Genomic DNA, 26,985 nt, shown 5'->3' with positions numbered 1-26,985 from the left:
ATCGCACTCAGGAAAAATGAATGCCACCATCCATGATCAAGGTCTGTCCCGTGACGCTTTCGCTTTTACAGAACGTGACGGCCTGATTGGCGACATCCTCAAGGCTGGTCGTGCGCTTTAGCAGGGCCTTCCCCTGCCATGTTTCAATATACTCGCCCGGGGCGCCGCCGCTCATCTGGGTGCCCTCCATTAATCCGGGGGCAATGCAGTTCACAGTTACATCCGGGGCTAGAGCCGCTGCCAGATAGCGGGTCAACGGGATAACCGATCCTTTGCTCGGCGCATAGGCAGCATCTGCATGCGATTGCCCTTCGCTGATGGTCGAGCCGATATTGATCACCCGACCCCATTTTGATCGTTTGAGATGAGGCGCCGCCGCCCGGGAGACAAGATAGGGCCCCCGAACATTTATCCTCATCAATTGGTCCCAAATCTCCGGGGTGAGTGCATCAAGGTCACCCGCTGGCAGATGATGTCCGGCAGAGGCCACACCCGCATTATTGATCAGCAAATCAAGTCCCCCAAACGTCTGCAGGGTCGCCTCGATCGCAGCGTCAATTGAGGGGGCATCCTGAAGATCCAGCTTGATAGGGACGGCCTTTACCCCCCGCTGTTGCATCTTGTCTCTGATTATCTCGACACGATCCTGCCCATGAAGATAGCCCAGTGCCAGTTGCACGCCTTCCTTCGCGAGTGCCTCAGCAATGTGGTAACCCAAACCACCGGAGGCCCCTGTCACAAAAGCTATTGCGCCGTTAATGTCCAAACCACATTCCCCATCTGAATATCGCCGTCAACTCTTCACGCGGCTTTTGCGATGACGACGTTGGATACGTGCGGAAAAATCAGGGATTTTCCATCAAAATAAGAACCAAAACCGCTGAGTATCTCTGAAATCAGGCCGTCCTTCTTTTCCAGATCCCAATCCGCGATCAGGGCGGCCAGTGGCGTCGACATGATCCCATTGCGGACAAATTCATGCCCATCAGGATAAAATAGGGTCAGATCTTCTGTGGACGCTTGAATATCCTGATATCCAGCTTCCTCGAAAAGTCCGGCAATGGTCCCGGCATCCGGCAACCCACAGACGGCACGGATCCCGTTTGCGGCCTCGGCGCTGATGGTCTTCTCAAGGGCTTGAACCTGACTTTTCATCAATGGATTTTGATCCAAAGGGCCAGCAACAACAGCCACACAGGTGCCGCCCGGCTTTAAAAGACGCGCTATTTCTGTTAGCGCGGCAACCTTATCTGGAAAAAACTGCAGCCCCTGCTGACAATAAGCCTTATCAAATTCGTTATCTCCGAGCGGGATATCGGCGACATCTGCCTGCACCCAGTTGATGGACCCATCGGAAACGATCGACCGGGCAACCTCCAGCATACCCGGATTTAGATCAACGCCTGAAACATGGCCTGAAGGGCCCACGCGGGCGGCGGTCATGCGCGCAACAATGCCCGTCCCGCACGCCACGTCCAGAACATGTTCCCCGAATGCCGGAGTTACCCGCGCCAGAACATGCTGAGCCCATGGAATAAAGATGGTGGGTACGAGAAACTGCTCATATAACTCAGCTGCATTCCCCGTTAGTTGCCATTTAGTGTTTGCCGTCAAATCCACCTCCCCAGCTATAATCCATTTTCTTAATATACCTGGATTGGAGATTTTTTATAGTCTTCTTATGTCAACCGGTCTCCTCAGAAACGACTGAGGTCTTTGCCACCGCCTCTGCGCCCTCTCCCTCAGGATCGCTGATCATCCGGTCCAGCACCACGGCGGCGGCCATGTCACCGATCACATTGACCGAGGTTCGGCACATGTCGATGATCCGATCGACCCCCATGATCAGGGCAATGCCGGCGGCGGGGATGCCAACACTTTCCAAAATGGTGGCCAGAATGACGATGCCGACCCCCGGTGTACCTGGCGAACCGATGGAGGCGCCGGTTGCCATCACCACCACCAGCACCATACCTGAAAGGCCAATATCCACCTGAAAAACCTGCGCAAGGAACAGGGTTGCCCCGCCTTGATAAAGGGCGGTTCCGCCCATGTTGATGGTTGTGCCGAGCGGAATAACAAAGCGGGAAATGCCTGTCCGCACGCCAAGCTTTTCCTCTGTTGTGCTGAGGGTCAGCGGCATCACTGCCGCCGAGGAGGAGGTTGAAAGGGCCAGCAGGATCACCTCCCGCGTGTTTTGCAAAAACTCAATCGGCCCTTTGCGCCCAATGAGATAGAGGAGGAGGAGATAAACGATCAGTAAGCCGATCAGCCCGGCCAGCACCGCCCCCACATAGACCGCTGTCGCCAACAGGGTGGAGATCCCGACCCGTGCACTGATGCTGGCGATCAAGCCAAAGACAGCGTAGGGCACAAACTTCAGTACCCAACCGATAATCACCATGCAAACCGACTGGATGGAGCCCAGAAGATCAAGGATCGGCTTGCGTTGGCTTGCGGGCATGGCGACAAGGGCAACGCCAATGATAACCGCGCTGATCACCGTCTGCAGCATGTTGCCGCTGACGAAAGTGGCAAGGGGGTCTTTAGGGAATAGCCCGGTCAGAAGGCCGGGCAGCTCCTTGAGTGTCGGCAGGCCCGCCGCAGCACCCTCGACGCTCGGCATATTTTCAGGGATGATGGCTTTGAGCTGTCCGCTGTCGATATAAGCACCTGGCTGGATCAGGAGTGCAGCCCCGATCCCAAGGCTCACAGCAATGATGGTGGTAAAGACAAAAAACGCGATGGAGGCAACCCCCAGCTTGCCGATATTTTCCGTCGCCTCGCCCGCCGCGATCCCCCGAATGACCGAGGCCACGATCAGCGGGATGATGACAAACTGAATGGCGAGGAGGAACACCCGTCCCGGCAGCGCGACCCATCCGGCGATGGTCTCAGCCATGTCTTTTTCAAAGAGGCCGGTTGCCGGACCGATCAGCACACCAAAGCCAACTCCCGCAATCATGGCAATGATCACCTGCAGCCACAGCCGCCCGGCCACCAGGCTAGTAAGGTTATCCTTCAAACTGATAAGTGATCGTGAAACCGCCATTGATGCTGCCCCCGCGACTGCTGTTCGTGATCAGTGGCCAGTATAACGCCACCGACCTTGCTTGTCAGGTCAGCTAAACGGGGTAGTTCACGGCGACTACTAGCCAAACGATCACAAATACCGTAGTAAATACAATTCTAATGTTACGTATGGCCCCAGATGGCCACTGCTTGAACGCTTTGGGGGAAGTGAAATGGATGGAAACGAGCAAGCACTTATACAACACTACCTTGCCGCCGCAACGGCTATTGTCGGCATGTTGCTCGGCAGTGGGCTGCTGATCTGCGTCTGCATTGTCTACGTCAAGAAACATCTGTTTGGGGTTGGCGGCTCTGTCATGAGTGTCGTTGGCACCATCCTGGTCGGCATCGGGATCTGGAGCACGATCGAGATCTCCATAGCCCCCGATGGCAAGATTGAGGCGACCCTCAATAAGAAAATAGCCTCTCTGCAGCAGGAAGTGCAGACTGCTAATGAGACGAACGTCAATTTCCGCAACCAAGTGATCAACACAATTTCCTCAGTTCCTAACGTCTCCCAAAACAATATTGAAAAGCTCAAAGAACAGGAAAGAGTTAAGACACTTATTGATAACAAACAATATCTCGAGGCGATCGAAATTGACCCGGATAACGTCATTGCCATCATGCGATATATTGAGGAACAGCTCAGGATTGGCAAATATCGGGAAGCGATACGCTATAAGGATCAACTGAAAGTCGCTAACCGGAGCGGGGTCGGCTATTCGGTTTATGCAGATTTGGCTTTAGCCTTTGACCAACTGGAGGAAAGCCCGATCGCGATTGACCTGCTCAAAGAATTGGAAGGCAAGGTCTCAAGCGACATCCAGCAGGGACATGGTTACCTGTCCCGAAGCGATCAGATGGAGTGGATCCGAAACGATCTCGCGCGGGTCAAACCTCAAATCAAGGATCAAAAAGTCAAAGCCACAATCACTGACCTCGATAATAAGCTGGCCAACTGGATCAAAAAACACACGGAAACTAGCTGCCCGTCGCTACTTCACGATTTCCTGTCCGTCTGAGAACGCATGAAAGACGAAGGCGAACTCGACGAAATAAACCACGTCTTTTCCACCCCGCGTAGCGGTGACGTTGCCGATATCTTTTCCTTCACTGATGGATCGGTGGCCAAGTGCGGTGCTTTGACCGGGTGACCAGCTGAAACGGGTTCCATCAGGTGCCTCTATTTCCCCCTTTTCTCGCAACAGGCTCAGGGAATAGGCAATCTCTCGCGCCTCTGTCGTGACCACCCGCTCCAGCGGATTAATCCCCTCTGGCATCTCCCCGCGGTAAAGGAACGGGCGCGCTTCATCATATCCCTCGTAAGGGTTGGTCCCGTAATCTCGAAGGTCCGGATTGTTGGGCACCAGAACCGGGGCATCCGAACCTGCACGAGCCTTGAAATCCGCAAAGCTCTCCAGACGGGAGGGGATCATCTTCAGTTTTTCGCCCATCAATGTGCCAATGATCGCGCGGCCGGTTGCCTGTTGAAAGAAGCTTTCTGTCTGCCGGTCATACATAATCAGGTCAGAATTTCGAAGCCGCCCCGTGGTCCCAAAATCCAGCAGCCGGGAGCCCATCTCCCGCCGAAATGTAATCGCCGCATTGCAAAGCGGACAGTAAGTCACCGTAATCGGCACATCACCCAGCGTATCATTGGCGATCTCATGCCACATCAGTACCCGAAGCGGGTAAGCTTTATAGGCGCCGCCAATTTCCACCCCGATAACTGGTTCTGTCGCCACAAGATCCAATTCGCTTGCCGGGCGAAAAACCGGATTATCAATCGCGGGAATGCCATCGCGCGGCGGACCGCCTGACTGGATCTCCGACAAAGGAACTGCCTGTTTTGAAAAATCCGCCTTGGGAAACTCCCGTTTCAGCAGATCCAGTTGCCACTGCTCCGGGTTCGCCGCCGCGGGGCTTGCCAGAAGGAGAAGAAAAAGTAGGTAAAGTCCGCGCATCCATACCTCCCATCACACACTTCCAAAGGGTCCCCGGATTAGGCCGATGGATCAAATCACAATGCCGTGTAGAGCATCTGCTGTCTCAAAAAAAGAGGCCGGGCTGCGGCCGACCTCTTCTCCACAGGGACAGACCAACATGCAGAGAGGGTCTGTCACATGTCTCTTTAGCTTAGCGTTTTGGCAGTTCAACAATCCCTGTTCCAAACGCGGACAGCTCGCCATCCTGATTTGTCGCTTCTTGTGCGATCTCCACCAGATATTGGCCATTTTCCTCATACTTTTTCACCACATGGCTCTTGATGAACAAAAGGTCGCCAGCCGGGTTATGACGCCGCACCTGGCAACTGGCTTTCCGCAAGAAACCATCATCACCCATCCAGTTGGTGAGCTGATGGGTCAGCCAGGAGCACCTTTCCGGCCCATAGTCATAGGCACCCGGCGCGCCCACTTTCAGGGCAAACTCTTCTTCCCAGTGAACCCGCTCCGGACAATCGGGGATACCTTGCGCGTTCTTGATGCCAAGTCCCGGATGGGCGTGGATCTGCTGCCAGTTCAATTTGTTGGCGCGAATATAGAGCCCGCCCCAGCCTTGGGCATAGGCAATAAAGCCTGTCACTGTCATGGGGCCCTTAACGATGGTTTGCAGATCTTCCCCATCGCTTACATCATCCCAGTAACGGGTTTCGCTGCCGCGAATTTCTTCCTTGGCATAATGACGATAGAAATCCACCAGTTCCTCATCGGTGTAGACCTTTGGCTCACGGGCTTTCACTTCTGTATATTTTGTGCCTTGTTCGCGCGCAATATCCCGGTCAGTCCGGAAGCACCAGCTATCCGCCTCCGCCAACAGCTCATCCTTCTGGTTATAGAAATTCACGTGATAGATCTGCTGGATGGATTTTCCGGCAAAACGGGTTTCATGCTCTACAAGATCTTTCAGCCAGGCTTCGGTCCGGATCTCATCATTGCGCATAACCGGTTTATGCCATGTCCAATCAGCTCCGGACCACATGGCGTGCACGCCTGGCATCCCGCCCACATAACCAGAGACAATCCGGCTTGTTGCAAACAGGAAGCTTGGCAGTGCGATCACATCGCCATATTTGGTGGTTTTGGCATATTCAGGATCACACCAGAGCGGATTATCATCCCCAATACCATGGGCGTAATGGCGGATATTGTCCCGCGTCGCCTCATAACACCAGGGCTCCACTGTTTTCTCAATCTTGACGCCGATCCGTTTACGCAGGTCCTCTAGCCCTTTTTCGGTGATCTTGGGAAAGAGTGTTTTGGATTCTGCATTCATGTCGTTTTCTCCAGTCTAAATTTTCTTATTCTGTCAATGTTGGTTGATGAAGGTCCTCACGCGGCAGCTTCCCGGTCGCGCAGGATTTTTCGGTGAATTTTCCCAGCAGGGGTTTTGGGCAGATCTTGTACAAAGCTGATCAGGCGTGGATATTCATGCTGGCTGAGGCGCCCGCGAACCAGATCCTGAATTTCTTTTGTGAACTGATCATCGCCGGCTCTTTTCGACACGACGAAGGCCTTAACCACCTGGCCCCGCAACTCATCGGGCACCCCGATAACCGCTGCTTCCAGTACATCCTCATGTTTGAGGATCGCATCCTCGATTTCCACGGCACTCATTGTCCACCCGGCAGAGATGATCACATCATCCGCCCGGCCTCCGTGATAGAAATAGCCGTCAGCATCCCGCCGCCCGAGATCTTTGGTCTGGTACCATTTCCCCTGCCGGAGAACGACCAGCTCGCCCATTTCGTCTGGCGCACATTCGCTGCCATCAGCCCGGTGCACCTCGACCTCGACACCCGGAACGGCTTTACCCAGCGATCCGCTGCGCACTTCAAAATCCGGGGCTCCCGGATAATTGGCGAGGATCACCCCAACCTCGGTCGTGCCGTACATGCTGCAGACCGGTAATCCGAAAACCTCTTCCAGGAACTCGGCTGTATCCTCATCGATCGGCTCCCCGGTGAAGGAGAGTTTCTCAAGGGAATACTGATGTTCACCAGCCTTTCCAGAATTCTTGGCCAGGCGGTAGTGGGTTGCCGCAGCAGACAGGTTGGTCACCTTCAGCTCCTCCAGAACCTCCAGCAGCCTGCCGCCATCGAACTTCCCGCAAAAGGTCCCCGTGGTAATGCCCAAGGCCAAGGGCGCCAGCGTTCCATGCCAGAGCCCATGACCCCAGGCGGGGGAGGACGGACAGAAAAATACGTCGCCCGGCCGTAATCCCGTCGCATAAAGAGCGGCATTCATCAGCGTGACGATAGAGCGATGGGTATGACGAACGGCATCCGGTAATTGGCGAGTGGTTCCGGACGTATATTGAAACACGGCTAGATCACTTCCTGCTGTCTTACAGTCATACTGAGCGGGGTATCCCTCAAGGCTTGCCAGCCAATCAGCATCGGCGACAACAATTTCCATATCCGCACGATCTGGACAGAGCGCTGCTTTTTCCGAATTGGTCAGCATTAGAGAAGGGCTGCAATCCTCAACCCGAAGAGCAATGCCATCCGGACCGAACAGGGTAAACATGGGAACAGCAATCGCACCCATCTTCATGGCCCCGAACAGACCCACGTAATATTCCAGTGACGGCTCCAACATGATCGCCACCCGCTCGCCCGGCTTGACCCCTTTGGCAACCAAGGCATGAGCGAATTTGGAGGACAGCTCCGAAATTTCCTGAAAGCTCAGGGAAACCGTGTCCATTTCGGTGGAGACAATATTCAGCGCGATGCGATCCCCGACTGCATGTCTATCGATACATTCATGGGCAATATTGATCCGCTCCCGGTCACCGTCAAACAGCTCCCACAAGCCCTCTTTCGAATAATGTTTTTGTGCATCCGCATAGGACGTGAATTCAGTCAGCATCGCTATCGTCTCTCCCAATCAATCGCACTCTTCTTATTTTTCTCTAGTCAGACGAAAATGAATTGTATTGTCAATATGATTCTATTATTGTACATAGACAATAAAATCAGGAGTTCTTAATGCCCCCAAAAGCCAAGGAAAACAGCGGCTCTCAAGCCAGAATCAGACAGGTCCCCGCCCTCACAAGAGGCATTGCCATTTTACGTCATCTGGCTCAGTCGGATGAGCCATTAGGGGTGAATCAGATTGCTCGGGACACGGATTTGATTCCCAGTACCTGCCTGCATATTTTGCGTACCCTGGTCGAAGAAGAACTGGTTGTGGTTGAGGAAGAGACCAAACGCTACAGCCTCGGAATTGGGGTCCTGCCGCTTGCCCGCACCGTGCTCATGAAGAACGTGTTCAATCATGTGGTCCAGACTCATTTGGATAATCTCTCCAACGACTTTGGCATGACCTCTATTGGGGTTCAGGTGACCGGTGTGAAGCATATGGTCGTCGTGGCTATTGCCCGCTCCCGCCTGCCCTTTCGCCTGCAGGTGGATGTGGGCAGTCGGTTCCCCGGCCTGATCAGTGCGACAGGCCGTTGCCATGCCGCGTTTAACAATCTCTCTCGCCGGGATCTAAAGCGTCAGTTCGACGCCTTGAGCTGGGACAACCCACCCACGTATGAAGACTGGATCTCCCAGATCGAAGAAACCAAAAAACGGGGATACGGTATCGATACAGGCGATTATATCCGGGGTGTGACCATTCTCTCCGCCCCGGTCTTCAACAAGGCTGGCGCGATGACAAATTGCATCGTCACTGTCGGGGTGTCGGAGCAGGTGAAATCAATGGGGCTAGAGCCAATAGCCGAACAACTGCTGATCGCTGCGAGGGAGACGACAAACAGTATCAATATGTAAATGCCAAGCAGGTGACAGCCTGAAACGAAGGATCAATAAAGGGACAGAGAAACCCAGATCCTGCCTAAAACCGATAATAAGGGAGGTGTGAAAATGATAACAGATAAGGGGCCCCTTGATGGGGTGCGGGTCCTCGATTTTACGCGAGTGCTCTCCGGTCCCTATGCGACCATGATCCTTGGGGATCTTGGGGCGGAGGTCATCAAGATTGAAAGCCTTGAAAAAGGAGATGAGACACGGAACTTCCCGCCATATGTGGGCGACCTCAGTCATTATTTCATTGCCCTTAATCGCAATAAATCAAGCATCACGCTGGATTTGAAAACCCCGGAAGGGGCCAAGATTGCCAAGGATCTTGCCGCAACATCCGATGTGGTGATTGAAAATTTTCGACCCGGCGTGATGGACAAACTCGGCCTCGGGTACGAGGAATTGAAAAAAGATAATCCTGCCCTCGTCTATTGTGCCATATCCGGTTTTGGGGCGGAGGGGCCATTGAAGGACAAGCCCTCCTTTGACATCGTCGCCCAGGCCCTCTCTGGGATCATGAGCGTTAATCGAGAACCGGATCAAAGCCCAACCAAGCTCGGCGTTCCGTTGGGGGATATGTCCGGCGGTATTTTTGGGGTCTTTGGCATCCTGGCCGCCCTGCATGAAGCCACCACGAAGAAAGTCGGGCGAAAGGTGGATATCTCCATGCTCGATAGCCTGCTCGGCATGCTGGGATATCTCTCCCAGCTGTATTTTGTCACGGGCAAAACACCAGAGCCTTATGGCACCCGTCATCCCAATATTGTACCTTATGGGGCCATTGAAACCGCAGATGGCCATATCATCGTCGCCTGCCTGACCGAGGGGTTCTGGCGCAATTTTGCTAATGCCATGGGCCGTGCTGATTTGCTGGAAGATCCGCGCTATGCCGCATATGAGGATCGCCTTGCCAATCGCGAAGGGCTGGAGGCCCTGATTACCGAGATTTTCAAGACCGACACCACTGCCGCCTGGACCCAAAAGATGGAGGAATTTGACGTTCCCCATGCCCCTATCCTCAGTATTGCTGAGGCATTGGATCATCCAAACACGGCCGCGCGGGGCATGATCCAGACGGTCACCCACCCTGAAATCGGTCCGCTTAAAATGGTCTCCAACCCGGTCAAGTTTGTTGGTCACACACCGCCTGAACCAACCCCGCCGCCGAAGCTTGGGGAAAATACAAACACGGTTCTAAGCGATCTTCTGGGGTATACCACGGATGAGATTAATTCCTTAAAAACCAAGGGCGTCATCAGCTAAAAGTTGCAGGCATCCGCGGGAAGCTTATGATTACGAGATCGATCATAAGCAAAGTGGATGCCGTGGCCCCGCAGCCCCTACAACAGGAAATTATACCCAACCAAACCGCCGCCTCTGAAGACGGGGTTTGGTTTGTCTATGATGGGGGATGCCCATTATGCACCCGGGCGGCGATGGCACTGCAAATCCGGCAGGCCGCAGGATCGCTTCACCTGCTGGATGGACGGAGCGACCCGGACCATCCCCTGCTTAAGGAAATCCGAAAGGCAAATCTCGATCTGGATGAAGGCATGATTCTGAAATATGGCGGGCGGCTCTATCACGGAGCCGATGCGCTACAGATGATGGCGCTCCTCGGTAGCGCTCACGGCTGGTTTAATCGGCTCAATGCCTGGCTTTTTAAATCCGCAACTGTCAGCCGGATCAGCTATCCAATTCTCCGGGCCGGGCGGAATACCCTTCTGATGCTGCGCGGTGTTCCCAAAATCAATCTGGATGAAAAGCCGAACTAACCTTCGCCGTCTGTCTTATGGGTATAAATCTCAACCGGTTCAGCAACGCCCCGGATCTCCACCGCGCCGAGGGACCTTAACACTGCTGATGGCAGGTGAGCCGCCGCAAAATGAGAGATGAGCAAGCGGGTTCCTTGAGTTTTATTCAATACCTCAAGGCGGGAGGCCAGATTTACCGTATCCCCATAAACCGTATAACTTTGACGACCGCCGCCGCCAATATTACCGGCAAAAACGGGGCCCGTTGTCAGCCCGATCCGGATGTTAAACCGGGTCCCGGCAAAGTCCCGGCTTTCGACCAGCGCCAATAGCTCTGACGCCGCTTGATAGGCGTGACCAACATGATCCTCCACCGCAATCGGGACGTTGAAAACCGCCAGAATACCGTCTCCCTGAAACTGGGTCACAATACCCCCGTGGCGACTGATAATCTCTGTCGCTGCATCGAAATAGGCATTGAGGATATCAACTGTGGCGCCAGGTCCTTTTGCCTCGGTCAGGCTCGTAAACCCTTCGACATCGACAAACATCACGGTTGCCTGCCGTTCAATCGGATCAAGGGCGCCTTTATCCTCGATCATGGTCTGGGCAACGGCTTCGGGCACATACCGGCCGAAAAGATTGGTCACCGTCGCCACATCCTGCTCCGCCTCAAATCGGCGGCGAACCGTCAGCCGGGCCCGGTACATGACAACTGCAACCAGCAGCGCCACCATCAGATAAATGATGGCCTCCTGCACCCGGCTGCCGGTCGCCACAAAATCCGGATGCAAAATGATTTTCGAGAAATAGTCGCTGCTCCCTTCCGTCAGCGCATCCCCCCACTCCAGCGGTTTTTCAATCCCGCTTCGCACCCATAAAAAGGCACTGAGCCACCCGATTGCCCCCAGAACGCCTGAATAAAGCACCAACCCGGGGGAGAAGCTGAACGCCGCCACGGCAATGATCACATAGTAGTAGTGAAACACATCAAAGCGGAAGATGAAGATCTGCGGCAGGTCAAGGCCCGGCTCCGGCGGGACAAGGGCCATGGCACCAGAAAGGAGCGCCAGATCCACCGTGATGAAGACATATTTCACCCATTTCCGGTCCCAGCGCGAGCCAATGAGGAAGAAATGCAAAAGCCCCAGCGCCACCAGAACCACCAGCGCTAGAATAATATCCGCGGCCCGATCAGCACCGCGCGATGGCACCATCCAAAGCCCAACAACCACCAGCGCGATCAGCCGCCCTTTAATGGCCAGCTTCAGACCCTGCTGCTCCGCACCAAGAAGGGTTTGCTCAATCTCTGATCCAATCCCCTCACGCCCCTTAAACACCCGCATATATTTCCATCCGCCCGTTAAATGCGACACGTCTGATAGATACCCTATCAGATCCGCCCTCAATCCACTGTGACTAATTCTACAAAGCTGAACCTCTAGACTTGAGATGGCACCGCTTCTGCCATTCGACAAGCCTGCCATTCCATCCTATGCTTTCCCTCAGGGCGCTAAAATAAAACCAATAATGAGGAGCAGGGACATGACACTTTCCGGAAAAATTACATGGGTAACAGGGGCTGGCACCGGGATTGGATCGGCGGGCGCGCTGAAGTTGGCGGCGGCAGGCGCACATGTCATTCTGTCTGGCCGGCGGGTGGAACCACTTGAAGACATCTCCCAAAAGATCGCGTCAGCGGGCGGATCAGCGGAGATCCTGCCCCTCGATGTGACGGACGCAGACGCCGTCAAAAAAGCAGCGGACAAGATCGAGGCAGCGCATGGCAAGCTTGATATCCTGGTGAACAGCGCTGGCCTGAATATCCCCGATCGAAGCTGGGAGCGGGTGACCCCGGATGGATTTGACAGCGTCATTTCCGCCAACCTCAATGGCAGTTTTTATTGCTGCCAGGCGGTCCTGCCGCTGATGCGAAAACAGGCCGATGGGCTTATTATCAATGTCTCCTCTGTTGCGGGCGTGCGCCCATCCATCCTGACCGGTCCGGCGTACACCGCCGCGAAGCATGGCGTCGTCGCCTTTAGTGAAAGCCTGAATATGGAGGAAGGGGATCACGGCATTCGCGCCACTGCCCTCTGTCCGGGAGAGGTGAACACCCCAATCCTGGATAAACGCCCCGTCCCACCCTCTCCGGAAGATCGGGAAAAAATGCTGCAGGAGGAAGATCTGGGTGAAACCATTCTCTTCCTTGCCAACCTTCCCAAACGCGTCTCCGTCGGCACACTCGTGATCAGCCCCAGCCACAACCGGGGTTATGTAAAGATGAAAACCTGAAGACGGATAACCCGCCTAAATCATTATCCTGGAATTTGAACACCTTCTTCACGCATGATTTGCAGGCTTTTGGAGACGGCATAGCGTACATAAACCCGCAACCGGGCCAGAGTATCCTTCATGGCATCTTCACTCTGATAGACATCAATTATCTTGACCAGGTTGGGAAAAAGCTCGAACCCCCTAGCAAAATAGCTCATGGCTTCTTCTAGTCGCCCTTTTTTTGTCACCTGGGACCATTTGACAAAATAGGCGGCAGCAAGAATTCTCCGCGCCTCGTAATAATCCATTTTTTCAAGAGCTTGTTCCCCATAGCTTATTGCTGCATCCACATCCCGTTTATGCATGAGCTGATAGTAGGCTATTTTACTATAGTTCCATGCAATTGGCTGCAGTTGCAAAAGGCGCTCATACCACTGATCTGCTTCCGAAAAATTTTCTCTGTTGACATAAAAACGCGCCATTTTCTCCAACGCGAAGGAATAAGCGTTCTCATTATTTGGCTTTTTCTCAATCACCTTCAGAAGATGTTTAAATGCCTCGTCCCGCTGACCGGTAAACTGATAAACTAGCATTCTATTTAGATGCAACCAGGGACTCTTGCTGCCCAGTTCTTCAGCATGATCAAGAACAGTTAATGCTTCCTCATTTGCACCTTCCTGATATAGCTGATAGCCAAGCAGGACATAAGCATCCTCATAGTCAGGCTCAACTTCAATTGCCCTCTCAATGGCAGCTCTAGCCATACTCCTTGTTTGAGACTTGAATACGCCCCCAAGGATATGCCCCCCTTTATAATAAAGTCGGGCATATTCGACATAAGCAGGTGCGAAATTTATATCCTGCTCAATCGTTTTATCCAGCAGTTCCTTGGCAACCAATAAGGGCTTTCGAATTCCATCAAAATTATCGATTAATTCACGAGCTTTGCGGAAGTCCTTAAACAATTCCGGCTGACTGGCTTCCAGTTTGTCTTCTGTAGCAGATCCCCAATGTCCCGCCTGAGCATATGATACCAAAGCACAAAATGTAATTACCAAAGCAAGTATTAATCGCATCTTTTCACCCCTATTAATGGCGCATAGCTACAGCTATTTGGTTTAATATTGATTAATCAATACCCCAAAAATGAGTAAAACTTTATACACCTTAAAACACCCCAAAAGGCCCGCAAACACAGAATTCGTGCCGGGTGGGTGGTGTCGATAGATGTTGGGTTGGCAGGCTGATCGGGTTGGTTTGATTTTATGTTTTGGATCAGTCCCTTAGCCGCTTTACGGCGTGTATTTCTGCATGGTGTCTCATCCCCCAATGAGCGTGTTTCTGTACGCAACCGGAAAAAGACCGGTGATGCGGTTACTTCTGTACTAACAGGTTACTCGGTATCAAAATTGGTACGCATGCATCACCGGCAAGTTTACTGAATTTTTAAAGTGGTTTTGCACGTGTCGAAGATTTGGATCAGGCGCATTGTAAAGTCGGTCACTTGTGCCCGACGCCCTGATCACAGGAAACCCAAAGAGACGTAAACTCAGAGGAAGCCCTTTCTGCACAGGAATGGCCATATGGGAGGGCCAAACCCGCATTTCAAGAATTTTATTTAAGAATGTGCAATTAATAATATTATTAAACCCTAATTCTGCATTTTTAAGCTCAGGAATGTCGTTTCCTGTTGGCCATACAGACATATTCGCCATACCTTATGAAGCGGGGGATAATCTGGGAGCCGGCTTCGCATGTACCTGCGTTCACTTCTTTTCCAAGTGTTGATCATGACTGGCATTTCGAGCACAGCTTTTGCCGCGGAGCCCCCTAAAACCACATGCCTGAAAATGAATGCCCTTGGCGCCATCTCCGAGGATCTTGAGTATATAGGGCGGAATTTCAAAGCCCTCATGGACAATTCCGGGATATGCGTTGAGATCCTGAACATCCCCTGGGAAAGGTCAATCGAAATGCTAAGAGATCGAGAGATTGATGGCTTTGTTGTCCTATCGGAAGAATTTGAACCGATCATTGAGAACTTCACCGTTCAGGTAGAGGTTCCTTTTGGGAGAACCGACACCCAGATCGTGTTTTGGCCCCATCAGGACGTAGAAATCAAAAGCGTCGGGATCATTCGGGGCAACAAGTGGGCGCAACGTTTACTAAACCTAAATCCGCCTCCGCTGTTAGCTTCGTCTTACACCCTTGTTGAAGGGAGGACATACGAGAATTTATTTTCCCTATTATCCCGAAATCGCATACAGGCAATTATTGGGACGGTCAGTGGAACTCAGTCATCGAATATTGACCGGCTAGGCCTCGCCACGAAGCATCTCGGGGTTCTATACGGCTACACATACCTTCATAAGAACCAATCTAGATATGCATCGCTAATCAGCAAAGTTTATCGCTCATATACCGATAAAGGGTGCGTCCTACTTGACCGTAGAGGTATCAAGGAAAGCTGTCTGCCGACGAATTAGCCGGGCTGGCTCGGCGCCTAATTGCCTAAATATTTTCTGTTGATTTTCTCAAAGCTGCCATCTGCTTTTGATTGGCGGATCTCATCATTAAAGCGATGCAGCAAGTCGTGGTTTTTCTCATTTTTATGGAAACAGATGTAATAGGGTCTGCGCTCAATCGTATGAAAATCAATAGGAATATCCAAATTATGCTTCTGGATAATATGCCTCATCACATCAATATATCCGAACACGGCATCCACGCGCCCCTGCTGAAACAGGGTGATCGCTTGCAGATCATCCTTCACCCGAACAACATTTGGGACAAGGCCTTCCAGCTCGTTGGAGAGCTGATACCCCCTCACGACAGCAAGGGAATATTCATCGAGTGATTTTCCCTGCTCGAAATCGTCACTGATGGCTGATCCGGGAGACGTCAGAAAGCCTTGAGCATGAGTGCCAAATTCATCGGAAAAATAAAAAAACTCTGTCCGTTCTCTTTGATAGGAACACCCACAAAGGGCATCCTGCCGTCCTGTCTTCACTTCCTCATAAGCCCGTGCCCAGGGGAAAAATGTATACTCAGCCTGCAGACCCAGCCGATCAATGATTGTTGAAATCCGCTCAACATCAATTCCCGGCGTTTCACTGTCCTGGATTTTAAAGGGCGGGAACTGGGTGCAGGCAAATTTCAGTTCATGCTCATCGGCAACAGAGAGACTGCTCAAAAAAACTGCAAATAACTGCAGAAACAAAATCTTATTCAACATGCCGGTCCAGTTTTTCTTCAAGAGAGTGGTTGGACTGAGGAAACGACCCACCGGTAGCATAAGACATGTGTGAAAAAATCGACTTTTCTACATCCAACTGACTCGCATCCAAGTTTTCTAGGGTCGGTCATTTGAATTAAGTTTTTGTTAATTATCTTTCATTTTTTTGCGCATTCATCACAGCTTATGACATCTAACGCGAGATATATTTAAAAACATGGGCTGATCGCATTGACCTATAGATCATGCGAACCAGATTAGAATTTGGACCGAAATTTTGAAAGCTTCATCCCCCAATGAAACCTTTAAATTTCATACTGTTTCTAGTTCTCATTGCAGGCCCTTTAAAAGCAGGGGAAGCTCAGGCGCAGGAGTGTCTGAGGATGAATACGCTGTCAGCCGTTTCTGCAAAGCTCAAACATCTGGGCGAAAACTTCAAAACCATTGTTGAAAGAGCGGGGATCTGCGTCGAGTTAATCAATTTTCCCCTTAAGAGAGCGACCGAGATGCTCAAGGAAGGATCAATCGATGGTTATGTGGTTGTGTCTGAGCAATATGGAAAAACACTGGAACAATTCTCTGTTGTTGTTGAGGAGCCGTTCGGCGTATCGGAAGGATGGCTGGTCTTCTGGCCTGAGGACATCCACAAAATTGATCCAGTTGGGGTGTTGAGAGGCGCCAAATGGCCGCTTGTTGCGTTGCAAAGATTCGCCACGCGAACAAATCGCCGGGCCTTCTCGGTTGTGGAAGCGAACAGCCATGAAAACCTGGTTTCAATGCTGCTCTATCGCCGTGTGTCGGTAATAACCGGGAAATCAAGGGTATCGATTTCGAAAAAACCGACCTGCAAAAGCAAAAGATTTCCGAGCATAAGGGATATATTTACCTTCATAAAAACAAGGCAGCTTATGCCCCAGCAATTGCTGAAATTTATCGAAACTATAAGAAGAATGGGTGCGAGCTTGATAATCCATCCGGCATCGTTGACACCTGCCTGCCCACCAACTGACATTGCTTTTTCTTTTCTAGTATTCGACTTGAAATTGCCCCAGTGAGAGGACTTATTGGGCATCAAACTGGGGTTTTAGAAGGCGCCTCACCATAACGGCGATCCGTATCATGAGACGCTCATGCCCGGGCCACCCCACTAAATTAATATTGTCTAATTGATAAACTCGTATATCTTTAGAAATAGTTCGATTTAGAAAAGTCCCAACATGTCATTCATACGGTATAGTCTTTCCCTAGTTTTTGCCCTGCTCATTTCCAGCGCGGCTATCTCTGCCGAGATCGACAAGACAAAATGCCTGCGCATGAATACCGTGAAAGCCATCGCGGAAAAATTATCCTTTCTTGGGGAAAATTTTAAGACAGTAATGGAAAGTCACGGGTACTGTATCAAGCTTGTCAATTTGCCGTTGACCCGAGCTGTCGAGATGCTAGAAGCCGGCGAAATTGATGGGCAGGTTATTGCCTCCGAAGAGTTTGGAGAACTTATCCAACATGTCACCGTCAAGGTTCAGGAGCCGTTTGGCGGTTTTGATGCGTGGCTGATTTACTGGCCCGATTTAGACACTCTAACTAACCAAATAGGTGTGGTTCGAGGCTGAGCCTGGGCTCAAAAAACACTGGAGAAAAATAGCGCCAACCTCCCCTTCCCCAGCTATACAAAAGTTGAGATTAATTCAAACGCGAACCTCAAATCCATGCTCCTTCGCAAAAGGATTTCTGGCATCGTCACCGACAGTGCCCAGCGTGAATTGATGGAGCCGGAAATATACGGTTTGAAAGAACAAAAACTCGACGCAGTTTATACCTACACCTACTTGCACAAAGACAAGAAAGCCTATGAGCCGATTATCAGCGAGATTTTTCGAAAATATAAAGCCTTGGGCTGTCTACTGGATAGCGCAGAAGGTATTCGAGAAACCTGCCTGATGACCAATTAAAAGAGCCCCTGACAACTCAAGGGCTCTTTTATCCTCACGGCGCATCGCGGAGATGGCTGATCCGGCGGTACACAAGTGCTTGCCAGGCAGGGGTCCCATACCCATGAACAGCGTCATGATGGATCTCCTGCCAGAGGGCGTCACACTCCTCATTCAGGTTAATCGCCTCAAGGAAATCATCCTCGACCACCACAAACTGGGTTTTATACGGCACCAGCGTATATCCCTGGTTTCGAAGGAGAAAGACCTTGGCTTCCTGATAGTCTGCGAACCAGTGGTTCAGGAACGGCATACACCGGTTTGAGTACCAAAAGGTACCTCGGTTTGCCTCCCCTGTCGCGGTGCCCTCCAACACATCACGCGCATGGGCCCAGTCACGAAAACCAAGCTCCATCCCGATGGCATTAAGACACAGCTTGCGTTTCAGCTCCCCCTCTCCCTTCCACACACGGCGGAGGCGTTTCAAGGCAGCAGGATCGCCTGCTAATGCTGATTTCTGAAGTTTTTTCGCCCGGATTTTGAGCTCTTCAATCGACATGTTTGTCATCATCATAACCCTCAAGTTTATCTGGCAGCCCCGCAACGCCAACTCAAAAGTCTTGTTTGTTCAAACAGTCATTTTGCTCATTTGGAAAGAGAGGGTGATGTCATCTTTTGCGGGCAGGCCTCCCTCACGGCCTTGGCGCTTCTTACCCCAACCGCCGATAAAAGGCAACCATGGATCTGCCAAATTTTATATAAGAGTTTTACATATATGCAAAATTCCTTTATCAACACAAAGTCCATCCGAACGGATGGCTTTATCCTGTTGTGTTGTAAGGTTTTGTTGATGTCGGTCCCGGATTTGAAACATGCTTTCACCCTCTCATCCGAGCTGTTGAAGGCCAGATCCTATTTTGATCTGACCCAGCGCATGATCCATATGTTGCTGGAGCTGGACGGTATTTCCGATGTCAAATCCTATGAAATCCTGGGAGATACGCCCAAACGCAATGATACGGTGAATAAAACAACGGATTTGATAATCCGCCGGTTTCCCCTGACATTGGATGCAGATTTTACGGATGAAAATCAGGATCTCATTACCGAGATAGCGACCGCCGATGTGCATGGATATCAGGAAATCCCGGGTGAGAACGCCAGCGACATCGCCATTTACCTGACCCGGAATATCGACCCCAAGCGCCTGTTGATCCTGAAAGGGCAGCCGGATGCTTCCGTGCGGGAGGTCATCAAGGGCCTCGCCCAGGTTTATGGAGAGCTGATCTGCCTGCTGGACGCCAAGGAGCGGGACCCACTGACGCATCTACATAATCGCCAAACCCTGGACTTGACCCTGGAGCAGGTACTGAATTTCTATCGACAAAAGGCAGAGGCAGACCCCGCCTCCCAATCCTGGATTGCGTTTCTGGATATTGATTTTTTCAAGAAGGTGAACGACCAGTTCGGGCATCTTTATGGCGACGAAGTGCTCATCCATTTTGCCAACCTGATGAAGCGATCCTTCCGCTATACGGACTTTCTGTTCCGCTATGGCGGAGAGGAATTTCTGGTCATCATCAACCAGACTGACGAGGCGGGCGTTAATACCGCGCTTGAGCGCTTTCGTACGCTGGTGGAGGATTACAAATTCCCCTCCAACCGGATGACCGTTAGCGTTGGTTATACCCGCGTAGATCATAACAAACCGGCCTATTCCCTGATAGAGACGGCAGATCAGGCGGTCTATGCCGCCAAAACCAGTGGTCGGAATAAAGTTGTCTTTCAACCAGACGTGATCAGCCAACCAAGCGTCACCACAGATATCGAACTCTTTTAAGCCTGAAGCGGCATCACAATCGGATTTGCCAAACCCTCTGGCAGAGGTCTATAGTGATGCAAAAAAATAATAATAGGATCACCTGAATGACCACCCGCGAGGCAATTCGCCCTGTTCTGCCCATCCTGATTGCGGCCTCCTTCATGCTAACGATTGCCTTTGGCATTCGGCAAAGCCTTGGCCTTTTCCTGCCGCAAATCACAAGTGATATCGCCGTTACGATTACCCAGTTCACAGCGGCCATTGCGATCCAGAATCTGGTTTGGGGTTTCTGTCAGCCCATCGCCGGGATTGCCGCCGACAAGTGGGGGTTCCGCCCCGTGATGCTGGTCGGTGCCATCTCCTACCTGGTCGGGATGCTGACCATGGCCTCGGCAAACGGGGCGTGGATGATCCTGTTCGGCGCCGGGATTTGTGTGGGTATTGGCATGGCCTGCGCGTCCTTCGCCATGACCCTGGCCGTGACATCTAGGCTGGTTCCCGTGTCTGTTCGAAGTACCGCTCTTGGGATCGTCTCTGCTGCCGGCTCCATCGGCGCGATGGTCACCGCCCCATATGGGCAGTTTCTACTGAACGGTTTTGACTGGCGAATTGCTGCCCTTGGATTTGCAGTGCTGGCACTTTTGATCATCCCTGCCGCCTGGATTGCAGGGCGCGTCGATAAGGAAGCACCGCTTGAGCTTTCCGCAGATAATGCGGATCGGCTATCGGCCACCGGGGCCATGCAAATGGCATTCAAGAACCCAAGCTTTGTGGTTATGGCCATGGCCTATCTGGTCTGCGGCATGCAGCTTGTGTTCCTGACAACGCACCTTCCCTCCTACCTGCAGATCTGCGGAATGGATCCCATGCTGGGGGCAAGCGCCATTGGCATCATCGGTGGGTTCAACATTCTGGGAAGCCTCTTTTTCGGCTGGGCGGGGCAACGCTGGAACAAGCAGGCACTCCTGGGGCTCATTTACTGTTCGCGCTCCCTCGTGCTGGCGGTCTATTTCATCACCCCGCCATCGGCGACAAGTACAATTGTCTTTGCCGCTGTGATGGGCTTCCTCTGGTTAGGTGTCTCCCCATTGGTGGCGGGATCGGTCATTGAGATGTTTGGCCTCAGGTGGCAGGCCATGATCCAGGGATTTGCCTTCTTTAACCATCAGTTTGGCAGCTTCTTGGGCGCGTTTGGCGGTGGCTGGCTGTTTGATAAATTTGGCTCTTACGATGTGGCATTGGTAATCGGCATTTCCATGGGCCTGACAGCCGGATTTGTGCAAATCATTTTCGCACTGATACGACCTCCCACCCGACCGGCAACAGCTTGAAGCCAAGTGGCTTTGCAATTTGATCATTTCGCGATAAAACTGCCCCGAGAGATTTTGGGGGACATATGAATTTATCACTGGAACAGGAAATGGGGCTGGCAGCCCGGCTGCAGCGGGATGGAAACCTGCCCGCAGCGGAGAGCCTTTACCGGAAAATCCTGAAATCCAACCCCAAGCTATCAACGGCCCATTATAATCTGGCACTGATCCTGAAAAATGTGGGCAAGACAGCGGCAGCGGATAAATCCTTCAAGCTGGCCGTAAAAACCAACCCAGCCTACACGCTCGCCTGGCAGGGCTATGCCCGGTTCCTTAGCGATCGGGAGCGTCATCGGGATGCGGTTCGCTCCGCATTGCAGGCGGCAAAACTCCTGGACGGGTCAGCCGAAGCCAGCCAGTTGGTCGCTGACATGCTGCAAACAGCAGGTGAGGCCCCGCTTGGCAAAATCGGAGAGGAAGCCTTGCTCCTGACGCTGGGGCGGAGCGATGTAGACGGCGACATTACCATTCGCGCCGCGCTTCAGATCCTCCGAACCGACCCGGTGTTAAAAGTCTTCTGGGCGGATCAGACCCCGTCTCAATCCCCGTCCCCCCCGAAACTCATTGAGGCCATCACGGCCCCGATTAACGCCGCGATTATCGCCAACCTGATCCTGCCAACAGCTGAGGGCGAGAGCCTGATCCGGACATTGCGCGATCTGTTGCTGGCGGCAGAAACAGCTCCCAATCAAGCCAATCAGCTGGAGGCAATGGCGGTCGTCGCCCTGCAGTTGGAACTTCGGGAGTATTGCCTGCCACGACCAGAAAGTATCGCTGAATTCAGGGCGGATCCTCTGGAGGATGCGGTTCGATCAGCCTTGATTGAAATGGACGCTCCCGCCCTTTATGAAGATCTGCTGGAAGCTGAAGCTGAGCGGCTGGAGGCGTTGCCTTTTACCCGCCTGTTACTGACCCGGCTCGGACCCGCCCGGCAAAAGATTGCAACCTTAAAAGCCCGCTTCAGTGCAGGAGATGCGGCCCAGGATACGGTTTCCAAAGCCGTTCAGGATCAATATGAAGAAAGCCCCTATCCCCGCTGGCAAGGGGTTCGACATGGGGACCGGAAAAGCCTGCCCGCACTTGTGCAATCCCTGTTTCCAAGGGTTACCGTCAAGCGTTTGGCGGAGGAGCCGAAGGTTCTGGTCGCAGGCTCCGGAACCGGTCGGCATGCCCTTCGAACGGCCTTGCGGCTTGAAAACGCAGAAGTGACTGCCCTTGATCTCAGCGCCGCATCGCTCGCTTATGCGGAAATGAAACGGGAAATTCTGGACCTTCAAAACATACATTTCCAACGGGCTGACATTACCCGCCTGCCAGAGGATCTTGGAAAATTTGACCTGATTGAATGCTGCGGGGTGTTGCATCACATGGCCGATCCTGAAGGCGGCTGGAGCGCCCTTTTGACACATCTGAAACCGGATGGGGTCATGAAGGTTGCGCTTTATTCAGAAGCCGCCCGACAGGATGTGGTCGCGGCGCGAGAGACATTGCAACTGGACCCCAAAAACGCGACCCTCGATGAGATCCGGGAGGCGAGAGAGAAACTCCTTGATCTGCCAAATGACCATCCGGCCAAACCCGTCACGAAGGAGCTGGATTTTTACTCTTTAAGCGGTTGTCGGGATTTCCTTTTTCACCGGCAGGAACAGCGCTTCACTATTGGGCGAATTGCCAAGGCGCTTGAGGATTTGAAGCTCGAGTTCCTGGGCTTTGAGTTTGTTGATCCGGGACTAATGGAAACCTACCAGCTGGCCTTTCCAAGCGACCCCTTTGGGCGCCGGTTGGAAAACTGGGAAAAGGTGGAAGAGATGAACCCCAGCCTGTTTCGCGGCATGTATCAATTTTGGTGCAGCCCTCTTTGATGGATCCATAAAAAAAGGCCGGGGAAAACCCCGGCCTTCTCTTTCACTACCCGCTTATTTATCGCGGGCAGCCTCCCCAATATTATCAACGCCGCGTTCTTCAAGCAAAGTGGTGAGCCAGTTGGGATCCATTTCCGGAACTGAAGAGAGCAACAGATCCGTATAGGGATGATGAGGCGGGGTGAACATCTCATCTTTGGGTCCCTGTTCCACAACCCGGCCTTCCTTCATCACCACAACTTCATCCGCGATGGAGCGGACCGTCGCCAGATCATGGGTAATGAACATATAGGCAAGGTTCAATTCCTTCTGCAGCCGATCGAGCAGACGGAGAATACCCTCGGCCACCAGCTGGTCAAGTGCACTTGTCACCTCATCACAGATGATGAAGGCAGGTTCCGCCGCCAAGGCACGGGCAATACCAATCCGCTGTTTCTGACCCCCGGAAAGCTCTGAAGGATAGCGGTTATAGAACTTGGAGGGTTCAAGCTCGATCAGATCAAGCAATTCGTCCACCCGGCTTTTCAACTTGCCGCCCCGAAGACCCTTATAGAACTGGGCCGGACGGCCGATCAGTTCACTGATTTTCAATTTCGGGTTCAAGGCCGTGTCGGCCATCTGATAAATCATCTGGGCCTGACGCAACTGGTCTTTTGACCGGTCCGTATATTTGGCGGGCAGCTCTTCACCGTTAAAAAGGATCTTTCCCTCTGTCGGTGGAAGCAGACCGGTAATACAGCGCGCTGTGGTGGACTTGCCTGAACCAGACTCGCCAACCACCGCAACTGTGCGCCCCGCATAAATATCAAACGAGACATTATGCAAAACAGGCGTATCGCCATAAGATGCGGAGACATTCTGCACAGAAACAACTGGTGTTTCATCCGGCGCCGGCGGCGGCTTCTGTTCCCGCTTGTAGCTTCGAACCGCCCAGAGGGACTTGGTGTAATCCTCTTCTGGAGATTTCAGCATGGTTTCGGTATCAGCCTCTTCAACCTCATCACCTTTGAGGAGTACCTTGATCACATCGGCCATCTGGGCAACAACCGCCAGATCATGGGTGATATAGATAGCAGCAGTGTTGAACTGATCAACAATGTCTCGGATCGCGGCAAGCACCTCAATCTGTGTGGTCACATCCAGCGCGGTTGTCGGCTCATCAAAAATGATCAGATCAGGGCGACATGCCATGGCCATAGCGGTCATCGCCCGCTGCAACTGTCCACCAGAGACCTGATGGGGATAACGAAACCCAATTTCCCGCGGATTTGGAAGCCGGAGGCGGGCATACAGCTCCATCGCGTCTTCCTGACTTTCGATCCGTTTCTGGATGCGATAATGGGTCGGCGATTCCGTGTACTGATCAATCAGCTTGTGAGCCGGGTTAAAGGATGCCGCCGCGGACTGCGCCACATAGGCAATGCGTGACCCCCTAAGAGCCAGCAGATCCGACTTGGAGCTAGTTGTCAGTTCCATCCCGTCAAATTCAACGGACCCGCCAGAGATACGGCAGCCATCGCGGGTGAAGCCCATGGAGGCCAAACCCACTGTCGACTTACCGGCACCGGATTCCCCGATCAAGCCAATCACTTCCCCGCGGTGCAGGGTCATGTTGATACCATGCACGATCTCCACCCACTTTTCATCGGAGTAGCCTTCGATCCGCAGGTCCTTGATCTCCAGAAGCACTTCTTTTTTATTCGGTTTTCCAGACATGTGATTAATCCTTCAAGCCAGAGGAACGGTGCAGCATCCAGTCGACAACAAAGTTGACGGCGACCGTCAGCAAGGCAATTGCTGCAGCTGGGATGAGCGGTGTGATGTCCCCGAACGAGATCAGGGTTGCATTTTCCCGAACCATGGCACCCCAGTCCGCAGTTGGCGGCTGAATACCGAGGCCCAAGAAGGACAGACCCGCGATCAAGAGGAATACGAAGCAGAATTCCAAACCGAATTCGGCAACAAGCGGAGCTGCCGAGTTGGGCAGGATTTCTTTTCGGATCAAATACCAGAGGCCTTCACCGCGAAGACGGGCCGCCTCAATATAATCCATAACCACAATATTCCCGGCGACAGCTCGCGTCAGACGATACACCCTTGGTGAATAGATGACCGCAATAACGATCACCAGGGTCACCAAATTGGTGCCAAAGATACTCAGCAACAGAAGCGAGAAAATCAGGGATGGAATGGACATGATCACATCCACGACCCGACCCATGATCTGATCAATCCAGCCGCCTTTAGTCGCCGCAATCAGGCCTGCAACAGCGCCCATCAGGAACGCAAGCGAGGTTGCAATCAGCGCAAGACCAACTGTGTTCCGCGCACCATAAACCAAACGGCTGAAGACGTCGCGGCCGAGCTGATCCCCGCCCAGCAACAGGTTTTCATCTGGCGGTGCGAAGGCAGAGCCGAGAACTTCTGCCTCGCCATAAGGGGCGATGATTGGCGCGAAAATTCCGGCGATGGCATAGGTGCCGATAACAAACAGGCCGAAACTTGCCGTGAGCGGCGCCGTTCGCATGATCTTTGCCCCCTCCCGCGGGAGAAGAATGACCAAAAATTCGCGAAACGCATAAGAGGTTCCAGCGGCAAGCGCAATAGCGCCGGCACAAACTGTAACGGTCCAAAGAGCAGATTCCCCGCCAATGATCCCCATAATGAAGGAGGCCAGTGTCAGCGAGAAAAGCAGCAGAAATGCCTGCCGACGACTGTAGTAAGCCGCAAGACAGGAAAACCCGATGAGAAGGGCGTAATAGCCAATGACAAAATAGTTCATATCGAGCCCCCTTATTTCGGATGCCGCAAGCGCGGGTTGGTCAGGATCGCGCCGATATCCGCTGCCAGATTGAGCAGGATAAAGGTCGCCGCGAAGATCAGACAGCAAGCCTGAACAACAGGGAAATCCCGTTTGGTCACGCTATCCACCAGAAGCTGGCCAATACCCGGATAAACGAACACCACTTCGACCAGCACAACACCGGTGATCAGATAAGCCAGGTTCAGGGCCACCACATTGATGATCGGCGCCCAAGCATTTGGAAGCGCATGCCGTGTAATAACCTTAAAGGCCGGAACCCCTTTCAATCGCGCCATCTCAATATAAGGAGAGGCGAGCAGATTGATAATCGCTGCCCGCGTCATCCGCATCATATGGGCAACCACCACCAGCACCATAGTCAGCGCGGGCAGGAAGGTTCGATACAGCTGATCCGTGAAGCTCATATCCGGGCTGATCTTGGCGATCGCCGGAAAGTAGCCGGTTTTCACAGCCAGATAGAGGATCAGAATGTAGCCTAAGAAAAATTCTGGTGAGGAGATTGAGGTCAGCGTCAAGACGTTCGCAACCCGATCAAAAATTGAGTTGCGGAACAAAGCCACCAGAACACCCAAAAAGATCGCAACAGGAACAGCGATCACAGCCGCATATAATGCCAGGAACAGGGTGTTATAAAAGCGCGGCCCGATTGCAGCAGCAACCGGCTCCTGGTTCACCAGGGAAACACCGAAGTCCCCTGTCACCGCACCGCCCAGCCATTGCAAATATCGCAGCGGCGCCGGTTGATCCAATCCCAGATTGGCCCGCATTGCCGCAACGGTTTCTTCCGTCGCCCCCATCCCAAGAACCGCTTCCGCGATATCCCCAGGCAACAATTCAACAGCCCCAAAAATAATGATTGAGACAATAAACAGGGTCAAAAGCCCCATGCCCAATCTTTTTAAAACAATAAGACCTATGTCTTTCATAGGTTTATCTCCCCATACCCGAACCGGGTCCTATCAGATCCCGCAGTGATGCCAAGGTTGCAGACATCCATACATTTCAACTGAACTAAAAAAAACGGGACTGACC

At 52.5% G+C, this 26,985-nt stretch carries 25 protein-coding genes; 12 read left to right on the top strand and 13 right to left on the bottom strand.

What is annotated here, in order from left to right; all coding sequences use genetic code 11:
* Positions 1 to 7: 7 nt before the first annotated feature.
* The 3 genes from HH301_RS05960 to HH301_RS05950 all read right to left on the bottom strand — a co-directional run bounded on the left by HH301_RS05960 (position 8) and on the right by HH301_RS05950 (position 3,052).
* Positions 8 to 766: an SDR family NAD(P)-dependent oxidoreductase gene (locus HH301_RS05960; RefSeq protein ID WP_169567566.1), complete on the bottom strand. Its 759-nt coding sequence runs from the start codon at positions 764 to 766 to the stop codon at positions 8 to 10.
* A gap of 35 nt (positions 767 to 801) precedes the next feature.
* Complete coding sequence (locus tag HH301_RS05955; RefSeq protein WP_169567564.1) at positions 802 to 1,614, bottom strand: methyltransferase domain-containing protein; 813 nt, start codon at positions 1,612 to 1,614, stop codon at positions 802 to 804.
* 70 nt (positions 1,615 to 1,684) lie between these two features.
* The gene (locus HH301_RS05950) at positions 1,685 to 3,052 is read right to left on the bottom strand and encodes a dicarboxylate/amino acid:cation symporter (protein WP_169567562.1); all 1,368 of its coding nucleotides are present in this window, start codon (positions 3,050 to 3,052) and stop codon (positions 1,685 to 1,687) included.
* 193 nt (positions 3,053 to 3,245) lie between these two features.
* Between HH301_RS05950 and HH301_RS05945 the strand changes: the two genes are divergently transcribed.
* Positions 3,246 to 4,097, top strand: coding sequence for a tetratricopeptide repeat protein (locus HH301_RS05945; RefSeq protein ID WP_169567560.1), 852 nt, complete (start codon positions 3,246 to 3,248; stop codon positions 4,095 to 4,097).
* On the opposite strand, the gene HH301_RS05940 is transcribed toward HH301_RS05945, so the two are convergent.
* The 3 genes from HH301_RS05940 to HH301_RS05930 form a co-directional block, all read right to left on the bottom strand.
* Positions 4,071 to 5,039 (bottom strand): DUF3179 domain-containing protein, encoded by a 969-nt coding sequence (locus HH301_RS05940; protein ID WP_169567558.1) that lies wholly within the window; start codon positions 5,037 to 5,039, stop codon positions 4,071 to 4,073. The two genes, HH301_RS05945 and HH301_RS05940, sit on opposite strands and share 27 nt — an antisense overlap.
* A gap of 172 nt (positions 5,040 to 5,211) precedes the next feature.
* A complete protein-coding gene (locus HH301_RS05935; RefSeq protein WP_169567557.1) occupies positions 5,212 to 6,348 on the bottom strand; it encodes an FAS1-like dehydratase domain-containing protein in 1,137 nt (378 codons plus the stop codon).
* 56 nt (positions 6,349 to 6,404) lie between these two features.
* The gene (locus HH301_RS05930) at positions 6,405 to 7,949 is read right to left on the bottom strand and encodes an acetate--CoA ligase (protein ID WP_169569509.1); all 1,545 of its coding nucleotides are present in this window, start codon (positions 7,947 to 7,949) and stop codon (positions 6,405 to 6,407) included.
* Positions 7,950 to 8,062: 113 nt separating this feature from the next.
* Here HH301_RS05930 and HH301_RS05925 point away from each other — a divergent pair, with 113 nt between their 5' ends.
* The 3 genes from HH301_RS05925 (at position 8,063) to HH301_RS05915 (ending at position 10,656) form a co-directional block, all read left to right on the top strand.
* Positions 8,063 to 8,851 carry an IclR family transcriptional regulator gene (locus HH301_RS05925; protein ID WP_169567555.1) on the top strand — a complete coding sequence of 263 codons (789 nt, stop codon included), beginning with the start codon at positions 8,063 to 8,065 and terminating at the stop codon, positions 8,849 to 8,851.
* Between the two features lie 93 nt (positions 8,852 to 8,944).
* The gene (locus tag HH301_RS05920) at positions 8,945 to 10,144 is read left to right on the top strand and encodes a CaiB/BaiF CoA transferase family protein (protein WP_169567553.1); all 1,200 of its coding nucleotides are present in this window, start codon (positions 8,945 to 8,947) and stop codon (positions 10,142 to 10,144) included.
* Between the two features lie 62 nt (positions 10,145 to 10,206).
* Positions 10,207 to 10,656 (top strand): DCC1-like thiol-disulfide oxidoreductase family protein, encoded by a 450-nt coding sequence (locus HH301_RS05915; protein ID WP_206378190.1) that lies wholly within the window; start codon positions 10,207 to 10,209, stop codon positions 10,654 to 10,656.
* On the opposite strand, the gene HH301_RS05910 is transcribed toward HH301_RS05915, so the two are convergent.
* Positions 10,653 to 12,122, bottom strand: a complete 1,470-nt coding sequence (locus tag HH301_RS05910; protein ID WP_169567549.1) for an adenylate/guanylate cyclase domain-containing protein — start codon at positions 12,120 to 12,122, stop codon at positions 10,653 to 10,655. The genes HH301_RS05915 and HH301_RS05910 overlap by 4 nt on opposite strands.
* Positions 12,123 to 12,180: 58 nt before the next feature.
* Between HH301_RS05910 and HH301_RS05905 the strand changes: the two genes are divergently transcribed.
* Positions 12,181 to 12,930, top strand: coding sequence for an SDR family oxidoreductase (locus HH301_RS05905; RefSeq protein WP_169567547.1), 750 nt, complete (start codon positions 12,181 to 12,183; stop codon positions 12,928 to 12,930).
* 23 nt (positions 12,931 to 12,953) lie between these two features.
* On the opposite strand, the gene HH301_RS05900 is transcribed toward HH301_RS05905, so the two are convergent.
* Entirely contained in the window at positions 12,954 to 13,988 is a 1,035-nt protein-coding gene (locus tag HH301_RS05900; protein ID WP_169567545.1) for a tetratricopeptide repeat protein, read from the bottom strand.
* 714 nt (positions 13,989 to 14,702) lie between these two features.
* Here HH301_RS05900 and HH301_RS05895 point away from each other — a divergent pair.
* Positions 14,703 to 15,398, top strand: a complete 696-nt coding sequence (locus HH301_RS05895; protein ID WP_169567543.1) for a hypothetical protein — start codon at positions 14,703 to 14,705, stop codon at positions 15,396 to 15,398.
* Positions 15,399 to 15,415: 17 nt separating this feature from the next.
* Here HH301_RS05895 and HH301_RS05890 read toward each other — a convergent pair whose 3' ends face one another.
* Entirely contained in the window at positions 15,416 to 16,147 is a 732-nt protein-coding gene (locus HH301_RS05890) for a substrate-binding periplasmic protein (protein WP_206378189.1), read from the bottom strand.
* A 383-nt stretch (positions 16,148 to 16,530) separates the two neighbouring features.
* Here HH301_RS05890 and HH301_RS05885 point away from each other — a divergent pair, with 383 nt between their 5' ends.
* From HH301_RS05885 to HH301_RS05875, 3 genes are all read left to right on the top strand, one after another.
* The gene (locus HH301_RS05885) at positions 16,531 to 17,202 is read left to right on the top strand and encodes a hypothetical protein (protein ID WP_169567539.1); all 672 of its coding nucleotides are present in this window, start codon (positions 16,531 to 16,533) and stop codon (positions 17,200 to 17,202) included.
* A gap of 162 nt (positions 17,203 to 17,364) precedes the next feature.
* Positions 17,365 to 17,757: a hypothetical protein gene (locus tag HH301_RS05880; RefSeq protein ID WP_169567538.1), complete on the top strand. Its 393-nt coding sequence runs from the start codon at positions 17,365 to 17,367 to the stop codon at positions 17,755 to 17,757.
* Between the two features lie 96 nt (positions 17,758 to 17,853).
* The gene (locus HH301_RS05875) at positions 17,854 to 18,096 is read left to right on the top strand and encodes a hypothetical protein (protein ID WP_169567536.1); all 243 of its coding nucleotides are present in this window, start codon (positions 17,854 to 17,856) and stop codon (positions 18,094 to 18,096) included.
* A 34-nt stretch (positions 18,097 to 18,130) separates the two neighbouring features.
* Here HH301_RS05875 and HH301_RS05870 read toward each other — a convergent pair whose 3' ends face one another.
* Complete coding sequence (locus tag HH301_RS05870) at positions 18,131 to 18,643, bottom strand: hypothetical protein (RefSeq protein ID WP_169567535.1); 513 nt, start codon at positions 18,641 to 18,643, stop codon at positions 18,131 to 18,133.
* Between the two features lie 207 nt (positions 18,644 to 18,850).
* Here HH301_RS05870 and HH301_RS05865 point away from each other — a divergent pair, with 207 nt between their 5' ends.
* The 3 genes from HH301_RS05865 (at position 18,851) to HH301_RS05855 (ending at position 23,129) form a co-directional block, all read left to right on the top strand.
* On the top strand, positions 18,851 to 19,915 hold the full coding sequence (locus tag HH301_RS05865; protein WP_169567533.1) for a GGDEF domain-containing protein: 1,065 nt from the start codon (positions 18,851 to 18,853) through the stop codon (positions 19,913 to 19,915).
* Between the two features lie 86 nt (positions 19,916 to 20,001).
* Complete coding sequence (locus tag HH301_RS05860; RefSeq protein WP_169567530.1) at positions 20,002 to 21,228, top strand: MFS transporter; 1,227 nt, start codon at positions 20,002 to 20,004, stop codon at positions 21,226 to 21,228.
* A 65-nt stretch (positions 21,229 to 21,293) separates the two neighbouring features.
* A complete protein-coding gene (locus HH301_RS05855) occupies positions 21,294 to 23,129 on the top strand; it encodes a class I SAM-dependent methyltransferase (RefSeq protein ID WP_169567528.1) in 1,836 nt (611 codons plus the stop codon).
* Between the two features lie 54 nt (positions 23,130 to 23,183).
* On the opposite strand, the gene HH301_RS05850 is transcribed toward HH301_RS05855, so the two are convergent.
* The 3 genes from HH301_RS05850 to HH301_RS05840 are packed head-to-tail and all read right to left on the bottom strand — an operon-like array spanning position 23,184 to position 26,879.
* The gene (locus HH301_RS05850; RefSeq protein ID WP_169567526.1) at positions 23,184 to 24,845 is read right to left on the bottom strand and encodes an ABC transporter ATP-binding protein; all 1,662 of its coding nucleotides are present in this window, start codon (positions 24,843 to 24,845) and stop codon (positions 23,184 to 23,186) included.
* Between the two features lie 4 nt (positions 24,846 to 24,849).
* Positions 24,850 to 25,911 (bottom strand): ABC transporter permease, encoded by a 1,062-nt coding sequence (locus HH301_RS05845; RefSeq protein WP_169567525.1) that lies wholly within the window; start codon positions 25,909 to 25,911, stop codon positions 24,850 to 24,852.
* 11 nt (positions 25,912 to 25,922) lie between these two features.
* Positions 25,923 to 26,879, bottom strand: a complete 957-nt coding sequence (locus HH301_RS05840; protein ID WP_169567523.1) for an ABC transporter permease — start codon at positions 26,877 to 26,879, stop codon at positions 25,923 to 25,925.
* Positions 26,880 to 26,985: the final 106 nt, after the last annotated feature.

Source organism: Sneathiella limimaris (assembly GCF_012932565.1).
Taxonomy (GTDB): Bacteria; Pseudomonadota; Alphaproteobacteria; order Sneathiellales; family Sneathiellaceae; genus Sneathiella; species Sneathiella limimaris.
Note: the sequence above shows the minus strand (reverse complement) of the source record. Positions and strands in the feature narration are given on the sequence as shown.